16 protein-coding genes are annotated in these 17,988 nt (G+C 72.8%); 10 read left to right on the top strand and 6 right to left on the bottom strand.

From position 1 onward, the window contains the following. Positions 1–87: 87 nt before the first annotated feature. The 5 genes from A3IC_RS55610 to A3IC_RS0120980 form a co-directional block, all read right to left on the bottom strand. Positions 88–1,839 (bottom strand): RNA polymerase sigma factor, encoded by a 1,752-nt coding sequence (locus A3IC_RS55610; RefSeq protein WP_052173670.1) that lies wholly within the window; start codon positions 1,837–1,839, stop codon positions 88–90. A 242-nt stretch (positions 1,840–2,081) separates the two neighbouring features. Further along, positions 2,082–2,810: a hypothetical protein gene (locus A3IC_RS68820; RefSeq protein ID WP_020552022.1), complete on the bottom strand. Its 729-nt coding sequence runs from the start codon at positions 2,808–2,810 to the stop codon at positions 2,082–2,084. A 151-nt stretch (positions 2,811–2,961) separates the two neighbouring features. Then, positions 2,962–3,876: a 5'-3' exonuclease gene (locus A3IC_RS0120990; protein WP_026218531.1), complete on the bottom strand. Its 915-nt coding sequence runs from the start codon at positions 3,874–3,876 to the stop codon at positions 2,962–2,964. Between the two features lie 68 nt (positions 3,877–3,944). After that, positions 3,945–4,319 (bottom strand): STAS domain-containing protein, encoded by a 375-nt coding sequence (locus A3IC_RS0120985; RefSeq protein ID WP_020552020.1) that lies wholly within the window; start codon positions 4,317–4,319, stop codon positions 3,945–3,947. A gap of 194 nt (positions 4,320–4,513) precedes the next feature. Next, a complete protein-coding gene (locus A3IC_RS0120980) occupies positions 4,514–5,764 on the bottom strand; it encodes an amino acid deaminase/aldolase (RefSeq protein ID WP_020552019.1) in 1,251 nt (416 codons plus the stop codon). Positions 5,765–5,852: 88 nt separating this feature from the next. On the opposite strand from A3IC_RS0120980, the gene A3IC_RS0120975 reads away from it, so the two are divergent. Both A3IC_RS0120975 and A3IC_RS0120970 read left to right on the top strand, forming a co-directional pair. After that, the gene (locus A3IC_RS0120975; RefSeq protein ID WP_040876940.1) at positions 5,853–7,418 is read left to right on the top strand and encodes a carboxyl transferase domain-containing protein; all 1,566 of its coding nucleotides are present in this window, start codon (positions 5,853–5,855) and stop codon (positions 7,416–7,418) included. A 439-nt stretch (positions 7,419–7,857) separates the two neighbouring features. Further along, positions 7,858–8,595, top strand: a complete 738-nt coding sequence (locus A3IC_RS0120970) for an SseB family protein (RefSeq protein WP_020552017.1) — start codon at positions 7,858–7,860, stop codon at positions 8,593–8,595. Between the two features lie 199 nt (positions 8,596–8,794). On the opposite strand, the gene A3IC_RS0120965 is transcribed toward A3IC_RS0120970, so the two are convergent. After that, on the bottom strand, positions 8,795–9,166 hold the full coding sequence (locus A3IC_RS0120965; protein ID WP_020552016.1) for a DUF1844 domain-containing protein: 372 nt from the start codon (positions 9,164–9,166) through the stop codon (positions 8,795–8,797). A gap of 392 nt (positions 9,167–9,558) precedes the next feature. On the opposite strand from A3IC_RS0120965, the gene infC reads away from it, so the two are divergent. From infC to A3IC_RS0120925, 8 genes are all read left to right on the top strand, one after another. After that, on the top strand, positions 9,559–10,260 hold the full coding sequence (gene infC, locus A3IC_RS0120960) for a translation initiation factor IF-3 (protein WP_079026576.1): 702 nt from the start codon (positions 9,559–9,561) through the stop codon (positions 10,258–10,260). Positions 10,261–10,356: 96 nt separating this feature from the next. Then, complete coding sequence (gene rpmI, locus A3IC_RS0120955; RefSeq protein WP_020552014.1) at positions 10,357–10,551, top strand: 50S ribosomal protein L35; 195 nt, start codon at positions 10,357–10,359, stop codon at positions 10,549–10,551. A gap of 117 nt (positions 10,552–10,668) precedes the next feature. Beyond that, positions 10,669–11,061 carry a 50S ribosomal protein L20 gene (gene rplT / locus A3IC_RS0120950; RefSeq protein WP_020552013.1) on the top strand — a complete coding sequence of 131 codons (393 nt, stop codon included), beginning with the start codon at positions 10,669–10,671 and terminating at the stop codon, positions 11,059–11,061. Positions 11,062–11,134: 73 nt separating this feature from the next. Beyond that, positions 11,135–11,983 carry a TrmH family RNA methyltransferase gene (locus A3IC_RS0120945; RefSeq protein WP_026218526.1) on the top strand — a complete coding sequence of 283 codons (849 nt, stop codon included), beginning with the start codon at positions 11,135–11,137 and terminating at the stop codon, positions 11,981–11,983. A 136-nt stretch (positions 11,984–12,119) separates the two neighbouring features. After that, positions 12,120–13,169 (top strand): sensor histidine kinase, encoded by a 1,050-nt coding sequence (locus tag A3IC_RS55605; protein ID WP_020552011.1) that lies wholly within the window; start codon positions 12,120–12,122, stop codon positions 13,167–13,169. A gap of 163 nt (positions 13,170–13,332) precedes the next feature. After that, on the top strand, positions 13,333–14,454 hold the full coding sequence (pheS, locus tag A3IC_RS0120935) for a phenylalanine--tRNA ligase subunit alpha (protein ID WP_020552010.1): 1,122 nt from the start codon (positions 13,333–13,335) through the stop codon (positions 14,452–14,454). Then, positions 14,454–16,961: a phenylalanine--tRNA ligase subunit beta gene (gene pheT, locus A3IC_RS0120930; RefSeq protein WP_020552009.1), complete on the top strand. Its 2,508-nt coding sequence runs from the start codon at positions 14,454–14,456 to the stop codon at positions 16,959–16,961. The genes pheS and pheT overlap by 1 nt, the downstream gene beginning before the upstream one ends. Positions 16,962–17,308: 347 nt before the next feature. Further along, complete coding sequence (locus A3IC_RS0120925; protein WP_026218525.1) at positions 17,309–17,983, top strand: SDR family oxidoreductase; 675 nt, start codon at positions 17,309–17,311, stop codon at positions 17,981–17,983. Positions 17,984–17,988: the final 5 nt, after the last annotated feature.

The raw sequence follows: 17,988 nt of genomic DNA, 5'->3' as shown, positions 1-17,988 counted from the left end.
GCCGTCGAGGGACGCCGGGGACGGCACTGCGGGACGCGGCCGATTCATCGTGCGCCGGGCGGGGACCGGACCGGACGCCCGGTAGGGTCAGCGCCGGCACAGCGTGTAGTGCGAGCCGTTCTTGCCTTTGACCTCGGTGCACCGGGCGGTGGAGCCGGGCGGCATCAGCGGTGCGGCAAGCGCGCTGGGCACCGTGATGGTCGGGTTTACGCACCACTTGCCGGCGCCGTTGTCGCACTTGAAGCCGACCTTGTTGTCGTCGGCGCGGAACTCCTTGTTGTCGGCCACCAGGGTCGGACCGGACCGGGGCGACTTGTGCCTGGTCGGAGTGGGCCTGGCCGGCGGGTACTTCGTGGGCGTCGGGCGCGGCGGCGAGGTCGCGGCCGGCTCGGCGGGGGGCTTGGCGGGCGGCTCGACCTCCGGCTCGGGCGACGAGGGCTGCGGGGGGCGGGTCTCGGCGGTGGGCGGCGTCGGCGGGCGGGCGGGCGCCGAGGCGGCCACCGGTGGGGCCGGGCGCCTCGGCTTGGGTTCGTCGGTGTCCACGATGGCGAACGCGGCCACCGCCACGGCCACCACCACGCCGCCCGCGATCAGCGACGAGCGGCCTGCGGTCTGGCCGGCCCGGCTCGCGCCCTTGGCCGCGCCCACGCCCGCGCCGGCCGCGGCGCTCCCGGCCGCCGCGGCGCCCGCGGCCACGCCGCTGGCGACGCCGCCCGCGCCGGTTGCGCCCGCGGCCAGGCCCATCCCGCCGGCCACGGCTGTGGCCGCCGCGGCGGTGCCCGCGGCCGCGGCGGTGCCGCTGAGGAAGATCGGCGCGGTGATGCCGATCAGTGCCAGCGCGATCGGCCCGTACCGGTCGCGGACGTCGACCATCTCCGCGTAGGTCCGGTTGCATCGGCTGCACTTCTTCAGGTGCGCGTCGATGCTTTCCCGGCGCTTCTCGGAGTCCATCCGGTTACGGATGTGCCGGCCGTAGTGCCGGGTGAACTTCTTGCAGTTCTCGTCCTTGACGCCGCCGGTGGCGAACGCAACGAAGTAGTTGTCGCGCAGTTCCTGGCGGGCCCGCTCCAGGATCTTGCGCACGTTGTCCGGGTTCTCGCCGACCAGGGGGGCGACCCGGACGGCCTGCTCGCCCTCGATGTCCACGTGCCACAGCACCATCCGGGACCGCTCGGGCAGGTCCTGGAACGCCTGGAGCGCGAGCCGCGCGTCGTCGGCCTTCACCACGCGGTCCTGGCTCTCCCACGCGGACTCGAAGACGGTGAAGTCCTCGGTGAGCCATTCGCGGCGATCGCTCCTGGTCCAGTCGCCGGCGACGTGCCGCACGGTGGTGAGCAGGTAGGCCCGGAACGCCTTCGTCGGCCCCTGGCCCGAGCGCAACGCCTGCAGCGTGCGGGCGAACGCCTCGGCGCACAGGTCGTCGGCGGCCTCGGGGGTGCGGGTGCAGGTGTGCGCGAAGCGGCGGACCGAGCCGACGTGGCGCTGATAGAGCAAGCCGTAGGCGTCGCCGTCGCCGGCGCGCACCGCATCGGCCAGTTCGCCGTCCGGGGGGCCGTCGTACGCGGCCGCCCGGCCGACGTCGGCGTCCGGTGCGGGGTCGAAGTACCCGCCCGGGTCGGGCGCGAAGGGGTGGGGCGCTGTGGTGTCGGCCGGCCAGGGCTGGGCCGATTGGGTTGCGGCCGGCTCGGGCCGGAGGTCGCCGTCGTACACCCGAGAGTGATGCACGCCGCGCTGGCCGGGGACGAAGGGCGGACGTGCGCCGGAGCCGGTCGCCTCGGCGGCGCCGCCGTTCCCGTCGCCGCTGGGGTCCGGGGTCGCCGCGTCGTCCTCGCGTGCCACCGTTTGCCCCCTTGTTCCCGTGCCGTAGCCGATTGTTCGGACAGCATCGTGACCATCCGGACACGCTCTGTCCACAAGCGGTGGGGCCGGGCAAGGCACCCGGAGTGCGCTCCGGCGCTGGTGGCGTGGCACGGGCGCGGGGGTCGAACGCCCGCGCCCGGGTCGTTCGGGGGTTCGCGGCGGGTGTGACGCTGCGTCATTCGGGTGACGAACGCACGCACGAAGAGTTGGTTCATCTCGTGCTACCGACCCGTCCCGCCCGGCGCGGCGGCCAAACGCACGCTCGAACGCGGGCTGCGCGGAGCGCCGCCGGGCATCCCGTCGGGGCCGTCCGGCGGGTCCACCGGCGCCCGGCACAGCCGGTCCAGGCGGTCCGGCGACTCGGGGTCGTCGCCGTCGAGGGGAGCCATCAGTCGGCCGGGCGGCACCGCGTGCGCCCGGTCGCCGAGCGCGCGTTCCAGGTGTCCGGCGGTCGGTGGCAGGTGACGCGGGTCGTCCCACGGCAGCGACTCGGGCACCTCCGGGCGCACCACCACGAGCCGCACGTGCTCATCGGCGGCGGCCCGCCGGGCACGTCGCCGCCGGAGGAGGGCGGCCGAGGGGAGTTCGGCGATCGGGTCGGTGGACGGCGGCAGGACGCCCGGCGGGTTGGCCCGGGCGCGGGTGCCCAGGGAGACCTGTGTGAGCGGGCCGGGCGCGCTGTGGGCGAGGCCGCACAGGAAAAGCGCGTCCGGTGCGGCCGGCGCCACGGCCGGCGGGATCTCGGCGGCGGCCCGGTCCCGGGCCGGGGCCGGGCGCGCGGAGTGCACGTGGCCGCCTCGGGCGAAGGCGTCCGGGCATTGCTCGACGGCGTCACTGTGCCGGGCGACCCGGGCCGGCCGACCGGCTCGGGAGGTCACCCGTTGCCGCTCGCCTCGGAGTCGATCGCGTTCGGGTCGGGTCGTGATCGTGGTGTCACAGTCGGTACGCATGCCTGGGGAGACATGACTTCACGACGAACGTGACAGATTCCGCGGAACTTTCAGGTGTGACCCAGGTCACATTACCGGCCGTGCGCCCGGCGCGTTCGGGAGCGACCCTTTCGAGTGGCCGGCCGCCGGCCTCAGGCGGAGATTCGGGGCATCACCGACGAGGGGCGAGCACGTCGAGCAACCGGTGCACCGGACCGCTCAGGCCCCACTGCCGGCGCAACGCGTCGAGGGCGACCGGATCGGCCGGCTCGGTGGGCAGCGGCCGATCCCACTCGGCCGCCGGCGGCAGCGGCACCTCCCGCACCACCCGCACCACGCCCGGGGCCACGTCCAGGTAGTCGCCCGCCTCCAGGATTCGGGCCCGCCGTGCCGGGGTCAGCTTGGCCGCCGGGTCGGCCGCGGCCGCGCGCACGCCCGCCAAGTCGCCGTACTCGCCGATCAACTGCGCCGCGGTCTTGTCCCCGATGCCCTTGACCCCGGGCAGCCCGTCGCTGGTGTCCCCGCGCAGCGTGGCGAAGTCCGCGTAGGCCGGGGCGGGCACGCCGTAGCGGGCGAGCACGGCGGCCTCGTCGATCACCTCGTGCGCGGCCACGCCCTTGACCGTGTAGAGCACCCGGATCGCGCGTGCGTCGTCGACGAGTTGGAACAGATCCCGGTCGCCGGTGACGATGTCCACCGCGATGCCGGCCCGCTCGGCCAGCGTGGCGATCACGTCGTCCGCCTCGAAGCCCGGCACGCCCACACGCGGGATGCCCAGCGCGTCCAACACCTGCTCGATCACCGGCACCTGCGGGGCGAGCGTGTCCGGGATCTCCTCCTCGTCCGGACCGGCCGCCTCGGCGACCCGGTGCGCCTTGTAGGAGGGGATCGCGTCGACCCGGAACTGCGGTCGCCAGTCCGCGTCCATGCACGCCACCAGTCGGGTGGGCCGGCGGTCCTCGACCAGGCGCGTGATGAAGTCGACCAGGCCGCGCACCGCGTTGACCGGTGTGCCGTCGGGAGCCTTGACCGATTCCGGGACGCCGAAGTAGGCGCGGAAGTACAGGGACGCGGTGTCGAGGAGCATCAGACGTTCAGTCACCCGCCCGATCATGCCGCACCGGACCGACGTCGGCCCGCGTGTCGGGGCCGGACTCAGTCGGCGAACTCGTCCAGCACTTCCTGGAGGGTGTCCCGCACGCCCAGCACGTCGATCAGACCGGTCATCCGCAGCGTCGCGCGGACGTTGCGATCGGGTGCGGCCAGGCGCAGTTCGCCGGAAAAGGCGTGCATCGACTTGAACGCGTCTATCAGCACACCCAGGCCGACCGAGTCGCAGAAGTTCAGTCCGGTGGCGTCCACGACCACCCGGCGACACCCGCCGTCGATCAACTCGATCAGCGTGCGATGCAGCAACGGGGCGTTGTGCAGGTCCAGTTCGCCGGCGAGGTGGACGACCGCACAGCCGCGCCAGATCGTCACCCCGGTGACGGGGTGTTCCTGCCCGAGCGTGCCCAAGCGCGCGATCATGGCTGCGACCTTTCACCGGCCGGACGTACCGCCGCGCCGATACAGCGCCGGCAATGGGCATTGTGGGCCATCCGTGGTGGTGCCGGACAGCCCCTCAACGGGTCGTTTTTTGCGCGGTGGGCCGTACGGGTGGGTCTTGTCCGGTTAACGGCCGGTCGATCCCCGTCGTGGTCGCGATCCGTGCGGCCCTTTGCTCACAAAAACGTGTGGCCCTCGCCCCGGTAGGTGGGCACCGTACGCACCACCCGATCGCCCTCCACCAGATGCAAGGCGTCGAAACGCTCGCAGAGTTCGCCCGCCTTGGCATGCCGGAACCACACCGAGTCACCGATCCGCAGGTCGTCCGCCGCCGCGCCGCGCAGTGGTGTCTGCACCTCGCCGGCCGCCTCCTGCGGTTGGTACGACAAGCCCTGCGGCAGATACGGCTGGGGCAGCCGGTCGGCCGCCGGCACTCCCGACGCCGGATAGCCGCCGCCGAGCACGGTGACGCAGCCGTGTCCGGCACGGCGCACCACGGGCAGCGCGAACAGCGCGGCGGGGCGGCCCCGGAAGCAGGTGTAGTGGTCGAACAGGCGCGGTTGGAAGAGCCCGGAGCCGGCCGCCACCTCGGTGATCGAGGACTCCGCGGCAGTGCGCTCCACGCTGCCGGTGCCGCCGCCGTTGACGAACTCCAGCGCAGCGATCGCGCGCACCGCGCGGACGATCTCGGCCCGGCGCCGGCTCAGCTCGGCGCTGGCCCTGGCCTGCATGGCGCGCAGGATCCGGCCGTACACGGCACGGCCCTCGGGCGCGTCGCCGACGCCCGCGATGTGTGCCTCGTAGGCCATCAGCCCCACCAGCCGAAAGCCCGGTCGGCGGGTGACCGCCTCGGCCACCGCGACCACCTGTTCCGGCGTGTGCAGCGGCGAGCGGTGCGCGCCGATGTGCACCCGCCCGCCGAGGGGTTGCCAGGAGGTGTCGATGTCCACGCACACCCGCAGCTCGGCCCGGGGCCGCACGTCCGCGATCGCGCGCTCGATCAGGTCCAGTTGGGCCGGGTCGTCGATCATGATCGTCACCCGCGCCGCGGCCTCGGCGTCCGCCGCCAGCCGGCGATAGCCGGCGCGGTCGGTCGAGGGGTAGGCGACCAGGATGTCGGTGATCCCCTCGCTAGCCAGCCACAGGCCCTCGGGCAGGGTGAACGCCATCACGCCTTGGAAGCCGTCCAGTGCCAACACCTCGTGCAGCAGCGGTAGGCAGCGCACCGATTTGCTCGCCACCCGCACCGGTGTGCCGCCCGCGCGGCGCACCAGGTCCGCCGCGTTGGCCCGGTAGGCGGCCAGGTCGACGATGGCGAACGGCGCGTCCAGGTGCGCGGTGGCCTTGTCGTAGCGGGAGCGATCGGCGCCGAGGGTGGGCGTCGGGGCGGCAGCGGACACGGGCGGCGCGGCGGTGAGAGGGGCCATTCCCGCAGCCTGCCAGATCGGCGTACCGGCCGGTAGGACTCATCGGCCGCGGGGTGAAGGTTGTCCGGCGTGGCATTAGCTTGATCGCATGAGTCACCCCGAGCGAGTGCGGGCGCTCGATCTGATCGAACGCGTCCTGGATCCGGGCAGTTTCCGTGCCTGGAACGACCCGCTGCCCACGCTCGCGGCACCGGATTCGGCGTACGCGGCCGAGCTGGCGGCAGCCCGCGCGCGGACCGGTCTGGACGAGGCGCTGGTCACCGGGGAGGGCCTGATCCACGGCCGTCGGGTGGCGGTGGCCGCGTGCGAGTTCGACTTCCTGGCCGGCTCGATCGGCGTGGCGGGTGCCGAACGGCTCACCCTCGCGGTGGAGCGGGCCACCGCCGAGCGTCTGCCGCTGGTGGCCTCGCCCACGTCCGGCGGCACCCGCATGCAGGAGGGCACCGTCGCGTTCCTGCAAATGGTCAAGATCTCCGCGGCGGTGGCCGCACACCGCGCGGCCGGTCTGCCGTACCTCGTCTACCTGCGCCACCCCACCACCGGCGGCGTGTTCGCCTCCTGGGGCTCGCTCGGCCACGTCACCGCCGCGCAGCCCGGCGCGATGATCGGTTTCCTCGGGCCGCGCGTGTACGAGGCGCTGCACGGGCAGCCGTTCCCGACCGGCGTCCAGGTCGCGGAGAACCTGTACGAACACGGCCTGATCGACGCGGTCGTGCCCCCGGAGGAACTGCGCCAGGTCGCGATCCGGGTCTTCGACGTGCTCGACGCCCGCCCGGCGCCGCCCGGGGGTCCGGGTGGTCCGCCACTCGGTGCGCCGCCGGGTCCGCCGCGCGGTTCGGCGGGCGAGGACGTCGTCGGGTTGCCGCCCGGGGTGCCGGCGTGGACCTCGGTGGAGCGTTCGCGTGATCCGCGTCGTCCGGGGCTGCGCACGTTGCTGCGGCACGGTGCGCGCTCGGTCACCCCGCTGCGCGGGACCGGCGAGGGGGAGAGCGAGCCGGCGCTGCGCCTGGTGCTGGCCCGGCTCGGAGTCGGCCCGGGTCCCGGCGCGCCGTGCGTGGTGCTGGGACACGACCGCACTCGGCAGAGCGAGCACGGTCCGTTCGGTCCGGCCGGGCTGCGTCAGGCCCGACGGGGCATGCGGCTGGCCGCCGAGTTGGGCCTGCCGCTGGTGACGGTGGTGGACACCGCCGGCGCCGCGCTCTCACGCGAGGCCGAGGAGGGTGGCCTGGCCGGCGAGATCGCCCGCTGCCTGGCCGAGTTGGTGCGGCTGCGCGCGCCGACCGTGTGCCTGCTGCTCGGCCAGGGCTCCGGTGGCGGCGCGCTCGCGCTGCTGCCCGCGGACCGGGTGATCTGCGCGCGGCACGGCTGGTTGTCGCCGCTGCCGCCGGAGGGCGCGGCGGCGATCCTGCATCGGAGTACCGAGCGCGCGCCCGAGATCGCCGCCCGCCAGGGGATCCGCTCCGCCGACCTGTATCGGGACCGGATCGTGGACCGGGTGGTGCCCGAGCACCCCGACGCCGCCGAGGAACCCGAGGCGTTCGTACACCGGGTGGCGGCCGTGCTCGACCAGGAGCTGAGCACGCTGCGGGTACTGGACGCGGACGAGCGCCTGGCCGCGCGGATGGTTCGCTATCGGCGCCTCGGCCTCCCCTGAGCGATCCGAAGGTCACTCGAATGGGTGAGTCTGCTGGGAGTCCCGGACGGCAAATCCCGCCGCTTCCTACGCTGATCCCGGTTCGGGAACCGGACCGGTCACAGCCACCCGTCCGAGCACGGGCCAGGACGGGCCGGCTCGGCCCGGCGCTCGGCCCGTTCGGGGCGCGACGCCTCGATGACGTCGTCGTGACTCGACCGGTCCGGGCGAGCCGGACCTCGGTAGGGGTCGCGGGTCGGCAAGTGGTCGCCGACCCGCGTCCTTGCCGTGGGCGGGCTGCGGTCGCGGCGGGCGGCGCGCCGATCGTGTCGCCGGTGTGGCCGAACCCCCACGCTCCAATCCCGCGCCTCCTCCGCGAAGGCCGTTCGGGGGCTGTGGCCGGGGTGGGCGGGCGTTGTGCGGGGATGAGGTTGGTTCGGCGCGGGTCTAGAGTCGACGGGTGGATTTCAGCGGCAAGAGCATTCCCGAGACCGGTTTTCCCGACGACGACGGCAGCGCGCATCCGGCCCTGGCCGAGGCTCTGGCGGCTCCGGAGGTGGACGACGAGGCGGTCTCGCTGGCGTTGCGCGAGGCGCGGTTGCTCGTACCGGTCGTGGCGATTCTGACCGAGGAGGAGGACGTCGCGCCGGGGGAGTTGCGCCGGGAGAAGTCCAGCGACATGGCGGTGCCCACGATCCAGGGGCCGGACGGGCGCCGGGCGCTGCCCGCGTTCACCTCGGTGGCGGCGCTGGCCCGTTGGCGGTCGGATGCGCGGCCGATCCCGGTCGAGGCCGCGCGGGCCGCGCACGCCGCGTACGCGGAGGAGGCGGACACGCTGCTCCTGGATCTGGCCGGCCCGCACCCGTACGAGCTCAGCGGGAGCCGGTTGCGGGCGGTGGCCGAGGGGCGCGCGCACCTGGCGCCGCATCGGGACCCGGAGATCCTGGACGCGGTGCGGGCGGCGGTGGAGCCGGAGGGGGCGGTCTCGGCGGTCTACCTGACCGAGGGCGGCGGGCACGAACTGACCCTGAGCCTGGTCGCGGCGGCCTCGCCGACCGAGGTCACCGAGGCCGCGCGGCGGATCGTGGGACGACTGGCCGAGGACGACGTGGTTCGGGCGCGGCTGGATCGCGGCCTGGACCTGGCGATGTTGCCTCCCGGCAGCGCACTCGACGCGGAGCCGCTGTACACGCGCTGAACACGCGACCGGCGTCGGCCCGAGGCCGGTGATGTCCTCGATCGTCGGACGGGCCGGTCGCCCGGTCCGCGTCCGGGCGGGTTGCGGCGGTCGGCCTGCTTGTCCTCATGCGCCGGACGGGCCGGATGGCGACTTGGGCCGGGTGGCTTGGGCGGGGATGGGGCCGGGCGGGCTGGGGGCAGCCCGCCCGCGGGTGGGGTCAGGCGTGGACCGGGCCGGTGAGCTTTTCGCCGGGGCCCTTGCCGACCTGGTCGGGGTGCGTGGAGGCTTCGCGGAAGGCGAGTTGCAGGGTCTTCAGGCCGTCGCGGAGCGGGCCCGCGTGGTAGGACCCGACCTCGGGAGCCGCGGCGGTGACCAGGCCCGCGAGGGCGGTGATCAGCTTGCGGGCCTCGTCCAGGTCCTTGTGCGCCTCGCCGTCCTCGGCCAGACCCAATTTGACCGCCGCCGCGCTCATCAGGTGCACGGACAAGGTGGTGATGACCTCGACGGCGGGCACGTCCGCGATGTCCCGGGTCATGGTCTCGACCCGCTCGGGCCGGCCGGCGACGTCGTCGGAGGGGGCGGGTGACATAAGTGGGGCGCTCTCGCTCATGTGCCCAGTCTCGGGTATGCCCCGGAATCGGGGAACAACGGGGCCCTTCGGCATGTTCGAGCCAGTGGTAGAGTGGTGTATCGACCGACCGGGCATCTGCATGCCCGGCCTGCAAGCGGAGGCTCCGTCTCCCACCCGATCGACCTCACGGACGACGGGTACCGGTCCGGCGTGACGCATTTCGTGTGCGTCCGTTTCACGTTCGTCGCCCCTGGGCGGCATCGTTGCCGGTGGTGGAGCCTCGCATGCAACCGTGCGAGGCTTTTTCGCGTTTGCCTGGATGGCTTCGTGAGGGTCTGGCTCGGGGGGAAGTTACACCGAGACACATGTGGCCGCTTCGCCCGCGGTCGCTTCAGGTATGAGGAGGCCCCATCAGCGCCGAGCCCCGCATCAACGACCGGATTCGCGTCCCCGAGGTGCGACTCGTTGGTCCTGGCGGCGAGCAGGTCGGAATCGTCCCGCTGGCCAAGGCCATGGAACTTGCCCAGGAGTACGACCTCGACCTCGTCGAGGTCGCGGCCAACGCCCGGCCGCCGGTCTGCAAGCTCATGGACTACGGCAAGTTCAAGTACGAGTCGGCCATGAAGGCCCGTGAAGCGCGCAAGAACCAGGCGCACACGGTCATCAAGGAGATGAAGCTCCGGCCGAAGATCGACCCGCACGACTATGACACCAAGAAGGGTCACGTCGAGCGGTTCCTGAAGCAGGGCGACAAGGTCAAGATCACGATCATGTTCCGTGGTCGCGAGCAGTCCCGGCCCGAGTTGGGCTACCGACTGCTGCAGCGCCTCGCGACGGACGTCCAAGACCTCGGGTTCATCGAGTCGAACCCGAAGCAGGACGGCCGAAACATGATCATGGTTCTGGGCCCGCACAAGAAGAAGACCGAGGCCATGGCCGAGGCTCGCGAGGCCCAGGCGGCTCGCAAGGACGCGCGCCGCGTGGCCGTCGAGGCCGGGGACGACCACCCCGACGAGACGGACGCTCCCGAGGCAGCCCCGGCCGAGGCCGCTCCGGCCGCCGAGGCACCCGTCGCGAGCGACGCGGAGCCGAAGGCCGACGAGCAGGTCTGACCCGGAACGGGTCGCCCCGCGCCCGATATGCACACACACCTGTGCCTGCCCGGTCACCACCGGGCGGGTGCGGCACGACGAGGAGACTGCGGCGACATGCCGAAGAACAAGACCCACAGCGGTGCCAGCAAGCGCTTTCGTATCACCGGCTCCGGCAAGGTGCTGCGTCAGCGTGCGGGTCGCCGTCACCTTCTCGAACACAAGCCCTCGACCGTGACCCGGCGGCTCGCCGGCGTCGTCGAGGTGGCCCCGGCCGACGCCAAGAAGATCAAGAAGCTGCTCAAGAAGTAGTAGGCAGCAGTCGTCGCACCGGCTGACGAGAACCCACCGGTCGGCGACCGGCGACGGTCCCAGACTTACCCGGGTCGCGGTCGATACACCGCGGTCTGACATCAAGGAGTTCATCAAGTGGCACGCGTCAAGCGGTCAGTCAACGCCCACAAGAAGCGTCGCGTCATCCTCGAGCGGGCGTCCGGCTACCGCGGCCAGCGGTCCCGTCTGTACAGGAAGGCCAAGGAGCAGGTCACCCACTCCATGGTCTACAACTACAACGACCGCAAGAAGCGGAAGGGGGACTTCCGTCAGCTGTGGATCCAGCGCATCAACGCCGCTGCCCGCCTGAACGGAATGACCTACAACCGCTTCGTGCAGGGCCTCAAGGCCGCCGGTGTGGAGATCGACCGCAAGATGCTCGCCGAGCTCGCGGTCAACGACGCCCCGGCGTTCGCCGCCCTCGTCGAGGTAGCGCAGAAGGCCCTCCCGGCCGATGTCAACGCGAAGAAGGAAGACGCCGCGGCCTGACCGTCGACTCACGTCGTCGATGTCGCAGCATTTCTTACGTCGTTACAGGCCGAGAGTAAAGAACGGTAACGCGATGGCGAGCCCCGAGCTGACGTCCACCCGATCACCACGAGTGGCGGCGGCCCGGCGGCTCGCCAAACGCGCTTTCCGGGCCCGTGAACGGTTGTTCCTGGCCGAGGGGCCGCAGGCGGTCCGCGAGGCGGTGGCGCTGTCCGGGACGTTGCGCGAGTTGTACATCACTCCCGAGGTGGCCGAGCGCTACCCCGACTTGGTCGCGGGCGCGCACGAGGCCCGGGTCCCGGTGTTCACCGCCACCGACGAGGTGGTCGCGGCGATCAGCCAGACCGTGACGCCGCAGGGCGTGGTCGCGCTCTGCCGGTTCGTGGACGTCCCGCTGGAGAGCGCCATGGCCGCGCGGCCGGATCTGGTCGCCGTGCTCGCGAACGTGCGCGACCCCGGCAATGCCGGCACCGTGCTGCGCGCGGCGGACGCGGCCGGCGCCGAGGCGGTCGTGCTCACCGACGCTTCGGTGGACCCGTACAACCCCAAGGCCGTGCGTGCCTCGGTGGGCAGTCTTTTCCACCTGCCGGTGGTCACCGGTGCCCGGATCGAGGACACCGTCGCCGCGTTGCGCGCCGCCGGCCTGCGCATCCTGGCCGCCGACGGCGCCGGGGACGCGGACCTGGACGGGGAGCTGGACGTGGGCGGGCTCAGCGGGCCCACCGCGTGGATATTCGGCAACGAGGCGTGGGGGCTGCCCGAACAGACCCGGGCCTTGGCCGACGCCGTCGTGCGCGTGCCGATCCACGGGCGGGCCGAGAGTTTGAACCTGGCGACCGCCGCGGCCGTGTGTCTGTACGCGTCCGCCCGCGCACAACGCGGGCACGGGGGCTGCCGCTCCGGCGCGCGAAGCGAGCGATGACCCCGACGTACCCGGCTTGACCACCGGTTGTCAGGGAACCAGTCCGTTGCGTCCGGCGCATCCGGACGGCACGTCGCGCGTTGGGATAGTGTGTCCGGCCCGGAACTCCCTCGGGCCCGAAACGGGAAGGGGGCCGATGGACGCCGACATGCTGCCCGACGGCCTGGTGATCGCGGACGAGAACGGCACGGTGGTCACGTTCAACACCGCCGCCGCCCGGATCACCGGGACGCGTCCCGAGGACGCGCTCGGCAAACACATCGCGGACGCGCTGCCGCTGGAGGACCTCGAGGGCAGGCGCTGGTGGGTGTGCACCGACCCGTACGGCGGCCTGGGTACCCGGACCCGCCAGCCGGAGCGCAATCTGCTCCTGGCCGGCCGCGAGATCCTGGTCACGGCGTCCTTCGTGCGCGCCGACGGGCCGCACAGCCCGCTGGCCAAGCTCGTGGTGTCGCTGCGCTGCACCGATGCGCGCAGGCGGATCGAGCGCGGGCACTCCGACCTGATCGCCACGGTCGCGCACGAACTGCGCTCGCCGCTGACCTCGGTCAAGGGCTTCACCGCCACGCTGCTGGCCAAGTGGGAGCGGTTCACCGACGAGCAGAAGCGGCTGATGCTGGAGACGGTGGACGCGGACGCGGACCGGGTCACCCGGCTGATCACCGAACTCCTGGACATCTCCCGGATCGACGCGGGCCGGCTGCAACTGAACCGGCAGGTCGTCGACATGGAGGAGGCGGTGCACCGGCACCTGCGCGCGATGGAGTGCAACGGGCTGCCCGACGAGCGGTTCGTGGTCGTGGTGGACGGGCCGCTGCCCAACATGTGGCTGGATGCCGACAAACTCGACCAGATCCTCGGCAACCTGCTGGAAAACGCGGTGCGCCACGGCGCCGGAACCGTCACCATCGAGATGCGCGCGGTCTCCATCGGGTCCGCGCCCGGTGCGCAGGGGACGGAGATCACGGTGAGCGACGAGGGCCCGGGCATCCCGGACGAACTCCTCGACCGCGTCTTCACCCGTTTCTGGCGCGGCAACCGCCGCGGTGGCACCGGTCTGGGGCTGTACATCGTCAAGGGCCTGGTGCAGGCGCACGCGGGCAGCATCGGCGTGGACCGCGCCGAGTGCGGCGGAGCCCGATTTCGATTTACCCTGCCGGCCGCGATGCCGGACGTCCTGATGTAGCACGCCGCCGAAGCGGCAGGTCGGGACGCTCCACCACACGTCGTCGCGGTCCGGCCGACACACGCACGCCCACGCGGCGTCAGTAAACTCGGAGCGCGGACGTCGCAGGACGTCGTTGCCGCCTCCACCACCGGCGGATCCCCCACAGGAGCACTGGACACAGATGTCGGCACCGAACAAGTCGTACGACCCGGTCGAGGTCGAGGCGTTGAAACCAGAGGAAGTCGAGCGGGCCCGCGACGCGGCGCTCGCGGCGGTCGCCGCCGCGAGCGACCTCGCCGAGCTGCAGGAGGCGAAGGTCGCGCACACCGGCGACCGCTCGCCGCTCGCGCTCGCCAACCGCGAGATCGGCGCGCTCCCACCGCAGGCCAAGGCCGAGGCCGGCAAGCGGGTCGGGCAGGCGCGCGGCGCGGTGAAGAAGGCCCTGGAGCAGCGTCAGGTCGAGCTGGAGGCCGAGCGCGACGCGCGCGTGCTGGTCGAGGAGGCGGTCGACGTCACGCTGCCGTGGGACCGCGCTCCGCGCGGTGCGCGGCACCCGCTGACCACGCTGTCCGAGCGGATCGAGGACCTCTTCGTCGCGATGGGCTACGAGGTCGCCGAGGGCCCGCAGGTCGAGGCGGAGTGGTACAACTTCGACGCCCTCAACATCCTGCCGGACCACCCCGCGCGGACCATGCAGGACACCTTCTTCGTGCGCGCCGAGGACGGCTCGGCGGACTCGGGCGTGGTGCTGCGCACGCACACCTCGCCCGTGCAGATCCGCACCATGCTGACCCGGACCCCGCCGATCTATGTGATCTGCCCGGGCCGGGTGTACCGCACCGACGAGCTGGACGCCACTCACACCCCGGTCTTCGGTCAGATCGAGGGTCTGGCCGTGGACAAGGGCCTGACGATGGGCGACCTCAAGGGCACGCTCGACCACTTCGTGCAGGCGATGTTCGGCGAGGGCATCGTCACCCGGCTGCGCCCGTCGTACTTCCCCTTCACCGAGCCCTCCGCCGAGCTCGACCTCAAGTGCTTCGTGTGTCGTGGCGCCTCGGTGGGCGACCCGGAGCGGCCGTGTCGGACCTGCCGGTCCGAGGGCTGGATCGAGTGGGGCGGCTGCGGCATGGTCAACCCGCGCGTGCTGATCGCGTGCGGCATCGACCCCGAGGTGTACAGCGGCTTCGCGTTCGGCGTGGGCCTGGAGCGCGCGCTGATGTTCCGGCACAACGTCGAGGACATGCGAGACATGGTCGAGGGTGACGTCCGGTTCACCCTTCCGTTCGGGATGGAGATCTGATGCGGGTCCCGCTTTCTTGGCTGCGGGAGTACGTCGACCTCCCCGCCGGCGAGTCCGGGCGCGATGTCGCCGACAAGCTCGTGGCGCTGGGTCTGGAGGTCGAGACGGTCGAGCAGCTCGGCGCGGACCTCAAGGGCCCGCTCGTGGTCGGCCGGGTGCTGGAGATCGAGGAGCTGGAGGGCTTCAAGAAGCCGATCCGGTTCTGCAAGGTCGACGTCGGTGATGCCAACGGCACCGGTGAGCCGCAGGAAATCGTCTGCGGTGCGCGCAACTTCGAGGTCGACGACAAGGTCGTGGTGATCCTGCCGGGCGGCGTGTTGCCCGGTCCGTTCGAGATCGCCGAGCGCAAGACCTATGGCCGGGTCTCGCGCGGGATGATCTGCTCGGCTCGCGAACTGGGCATGGGCGACGACCACGACGGCATCATCGTGCTGCCGATCGAGGCGCAGATCGGCGCGGACGCGATCGAACTGCTCGGCCTGATCGACGAGGTGCTCGACATCGCGGTGACCCCGGACCGGGGCTACTGCCTGTCGATGCGCGGCGTCGCCCGCGAGGCGGCGATCGCCTACGGGCAGCCGCTGCGCGACCCGGCGCTGCTGGACGTGCCGGACGCGAACTCGTACGGCTACCCGGTCCTGGTCGAGGACGCGGCCGGTTGCGACCGGTTCGTCGCGCGCACCGTGGTCGGCATCGACCCCGAGGCGCCGTCGCCGCTGTGGTTGCAGCGTCGGGTGCAGATGGGCGGCATGCGGCCGATCTCGCTCGTGGTGGACGTCACCAACTACGTGATGCTCGAACTGGGCCAGCCGCTGCACGCCTACGACCGGGCCCGGTTGCAGGGCGCGATCGTGGTGCGCCGCGCGCACGAGGGCGAGACGCTGACCACGCTGGACGACGCCGAGCGCAAGTTGGACCGCGAGGACCTGCTGATCTGCGACGACCGGGGGGCGATCGGCCTCGCGGGCGTGATGGGCGGGGCGAGCACCGAGATCGGCGTCGGCACGACGGACATCGTGATCGAGGCCGCGCACTTCGATTCGGTGTCCATCGCGCGCACCGCGCGTCGGCACAAGCTGGGTTCGGAGGCGTCGCGCCGGTTCGAGCGCGGCGTGGACCCGGAGGCGGCCCGGGCCGCGGCGCAGCGCGCGGTGGACCTGCTGGCCGCGCTCGGCGGCGAGCGGGCTCAGGCCGAGGCCGGTGTGACCGAGGTGGACGCGCCGCGCGAGGTGGTGCGGATCGTGCTCGCCGCGGACCACGCGGCGCGGGTCGCGGGTGTCGCGTACCCCCGTGAGACGGTCGCCCAGCGGTTGCAGGAGGTGGGCTGCTCGGTCGAGGGCATCGACGAGTTGACCGTGGTGCCGCCGACCTGGCGGCCCGACCTGACCGACCCGAACGACCTGGCCGAAGAGGTCATCCGGTTGGAGGGCTACGAGCAGGTGCCCTCCACGCTGCCGCAGGTGCCGGCCGGTCGCGGGCTGACCGCGGACCAGCGGCGCAGGCGTCGGATCGGGCGCGCGCTCGCGGGCGCCGGCTACGTCGAGGTGCTCGACTACCCGTTCGTGGGGCAGAGCGCGTTCGACGACCTCGGGCTGGCCCCGGACGACGCGCGGCGACGCACCGTGGTGCTGGTCAACCCGATCTCCGAGGAGGAGCCGGCACTGCGCACGACGCTGCTGCCCGGGCTGCTCGGAACGCTGCGCCGCAACCTCGGGCGCGGCAACGGGGACCTGGCGCTGTTCGAGTCGGGAGTGGTCTTCCTGCCGAACGCGTCGACCCCGCGCGCGCCGCAGCTTGCCGTGGACCGGCGGCCGACCGACGAGGAACTCGCCGGGTTGACGGCGGCGTTGCCGGATCAGCCGCAGCGGGTCGCGGTGGTGTTGGCGGGCGAGCGGGAGCACTCCGGCTGGTGGGGCAAGGGTCGGCCACAGGTCTGGGCGGACGCGATCGAGGCGGCACGGGTGGTCGCGGATGCCGTCGGCGTGGAGTTGACGGTGCGCCAGGACCAGTACGAGCCGTGGCATCCCGGGCGCTGCGCGGCGCTCGTGGCAATCGCCGCGGACGGCACCGAGCGGGTCGTGGGGCATGCGGGCGAGCTGCACCCCCGGGTGCTCAAGGCATTGCACCTGCCCGAGCGGGTGGCCGCGATGGAACTGGACCTGGATCTGCTGACCGCCGACCTCGACGGGGAACACCTGCCGCAGGCCGGGCACATCTCCTCGTACCCGGTGGCCACGCAGGACGTCGCGCTGGTCGTGGACGCCTCGGTGCCGGCCGCGACGGTGGAGGCGGCGCTGGTCGAGGGCGCGGGCGTGTTGTTGGAGTCGGTCCGGCTGTTCGACGTGTACACCGGTGAGCAGGTCGCCGAGGGCGGCAAGTCGCTGGCCTACGCGCTGCGTTTCCGGGCGCCGGACCGCACGCTCACGGTCGAGGAGGCGACGGCCGCGCGCGATGCGGCGGTGGCGCTGGCGACCGAGCGGACCGGGGCGGTGCTGCGCGGGGCGTGACGCCCGGTCGTATGTCGTGCCCGGATGCGGCCCGCACACCTTCCGGGGTGCGGGCCGCATCCGTGTCAGGGCACGGGCGGCTGAGGCGGGACCGGGTCGGGCCGGCGCGGTGGGCGGGACGCCCGGTCGCGGGACGTCGACGCTGCGGATTCGACGGGCGGCGGGGATCGGGTCGTCGGGGGAGTTTGGGAGGCCGTGTGGTTCGCGGCGCCGAACGGGCCGGCCGTGCGGTCCGCGGCGCGGCCGGGTCGGCCGTGCGGCGCCGCCGGGACGTCGGGGTGTGGACCGGGTTGCTCGGTCCGAGGTCGTCGGGCTCCGGGTGCGCGCACACCTCGTAGGGTGGCGGGATGACTACTTATGTGATCACTGGTGCCGGCAGCGGTATCGGTGCGGAGATCGCCCGCCGGCTGCGTGAGAGCGGCCACGATCTGGTCGCGATCGTGCGGTCGGAGCGGCGGGCCGCGGAGTTGGCCGGGCCCGGGGTGCGGACCGTGGTCGCGGACCTGGAGCGTCCCGAGACGATCGCGGACGCGCTGGCACCGCTTGCCGAGGAGACGTTCGCGGGTCTGGTGCACAGCGCGGGCATCGCGGAATTGGGCACGGTGGCGGAGACGGCCGCGGACGTGTGGTCGCGCACACTGACCGTCAATGTGGTCGCGGTGGCGGAGGTCACGCGCGTGTTGTTGCCGGCGTTGCGGCGCGGGCGGGCCGACGTGGTCCTGCTCAACAGCGGGGCAGGGCTGCGCACCAACGCGGGCTGGACCGCGTATGCGGCGAGCAAGCACGCGCTCAAGGCGTTGGCCGACGGGCTGCGGGAGGAGGAGCCGGCGCTGCGGGTGACCAGTGTGTATCCGGGGCGGACGGCCACGGCGATGCAGCGTGGGGTGCGGGAGCAGGAGGGCGGGGTGTTCGAGCGCGAGCGCTACAGCGATCCCGCGACGGTGGCGGGGGTCGTGGTGTCGACGCTTACGCTGCCGGTTGATTCGCGGATTGATGATGTGACGGTGCGATCTCGGGGGTGAGGGGG

It is taken from the genome of Embleya scabrispora DSM 41855, assembly GCF_000372745.1.
Classification (GTDB): domain Bacteria; phylum Actinomycetota; class Actinomycetes; order Streptomycetales; family Streptomycetaceae; genus Embleya; species Embleya scabrispora.
Note: the sequence above shows the minus strand (reverse complement) of the source record. Positions and strands in the feature narration are given on the sequence as shown.

What these genes read in the sequence shown, in the direction of transcription:
- pheT (WP_020552009.1), top strand. Translation starts at nt 14,454, where the DNA reads ATGCGGGTCCCGCTTTCTTGGCTGCGGGAGTACGTCGACCTCCCCGCC.
- A3IC_RS0120980 (WP_020552019.1), bottom strand. Translation starts at nt 5,764, where the DNA reads ATGGCCCCTCTCACCGCCGCGCCGCCCGTGTCCGCTGCCGCCCCGACG.
- A3IC_RS0120985 (WP_020552020.1), bottom strand. Translation starts at nt 4,319, where the DNA reads ATGATCGCGCGCTTGGGCACGCTCGGGCAGGAACACCCCGTCACCGGG.
- A3IC_RS68820 (WP_020552022.1), bottom strand. Translation starts at nt 2,810, where the DNA reads ATGCGTACCGACTGTGACACCACGATCACGACCCGACCCGAACGCGAT.
- A3IC_RS55605 (WP_020552011.1), top strand. Translation starts at nt 12,120, where the DNA reads ATGGACGCCGACATGCTGCCCGACGGCCTGGTGATCGCGGACGAGAAC.
- A3IC_RS0120945 (WP_026218526.1), top strand. Translation starts at nt 11,135, where the DNA reads ATGGCGAGCCCCGAGCTGACGTCCACCCGATCACCACGAGTGGCGGCG.
- rpmI (WP_020552014.1), top strand. Translation starts at nt 10,357, where the DNA reads ATGCCGAAGAACAAGACCCACAGCGGTGCCAGCAAGCGCTTTCGTATC.
- A3IC_RS0120925 (WP_026218525.1), top strand. Translation starts at nt 17,309, where the DNA reads ATGACTACTTATGTGATCACTGGTGCCGGCAGCGGTATCGGTGCGGAG.
- A3IC_RS0120965 (WP_020552016.1), bottom strand. Translation starts at nt 9,166, where the DNA reads ATGTCACCCGCCCCCTCCGACGACGTCGCCGGCCGGCCCGAGCGGGTC.
- pheS (WP_020552010.1), top strand. Translation starts at nt 13,333, where the DNA reads ATGTCGGCACCGAACAAGTCGTACGACCCGGTCGAGGTCGAGGCGTTG.
- A3IC_RS0120990 (WP_026218531.1), bottom strand. Translation starts at nt 3,876, where the DNA reads ATGCTCCTCGACACCGCGTCCCTGTACTTCCGCGCCTACTTCGGCGTC.
- A3IC_RS0120975 (WP_040876940.1), top strand. Translation starts at nt 5,853, where the DNA reads ATGAGTCACCCCGAGCGAGTGCGGGCGCTCGATCTGATCGAACGCGTC.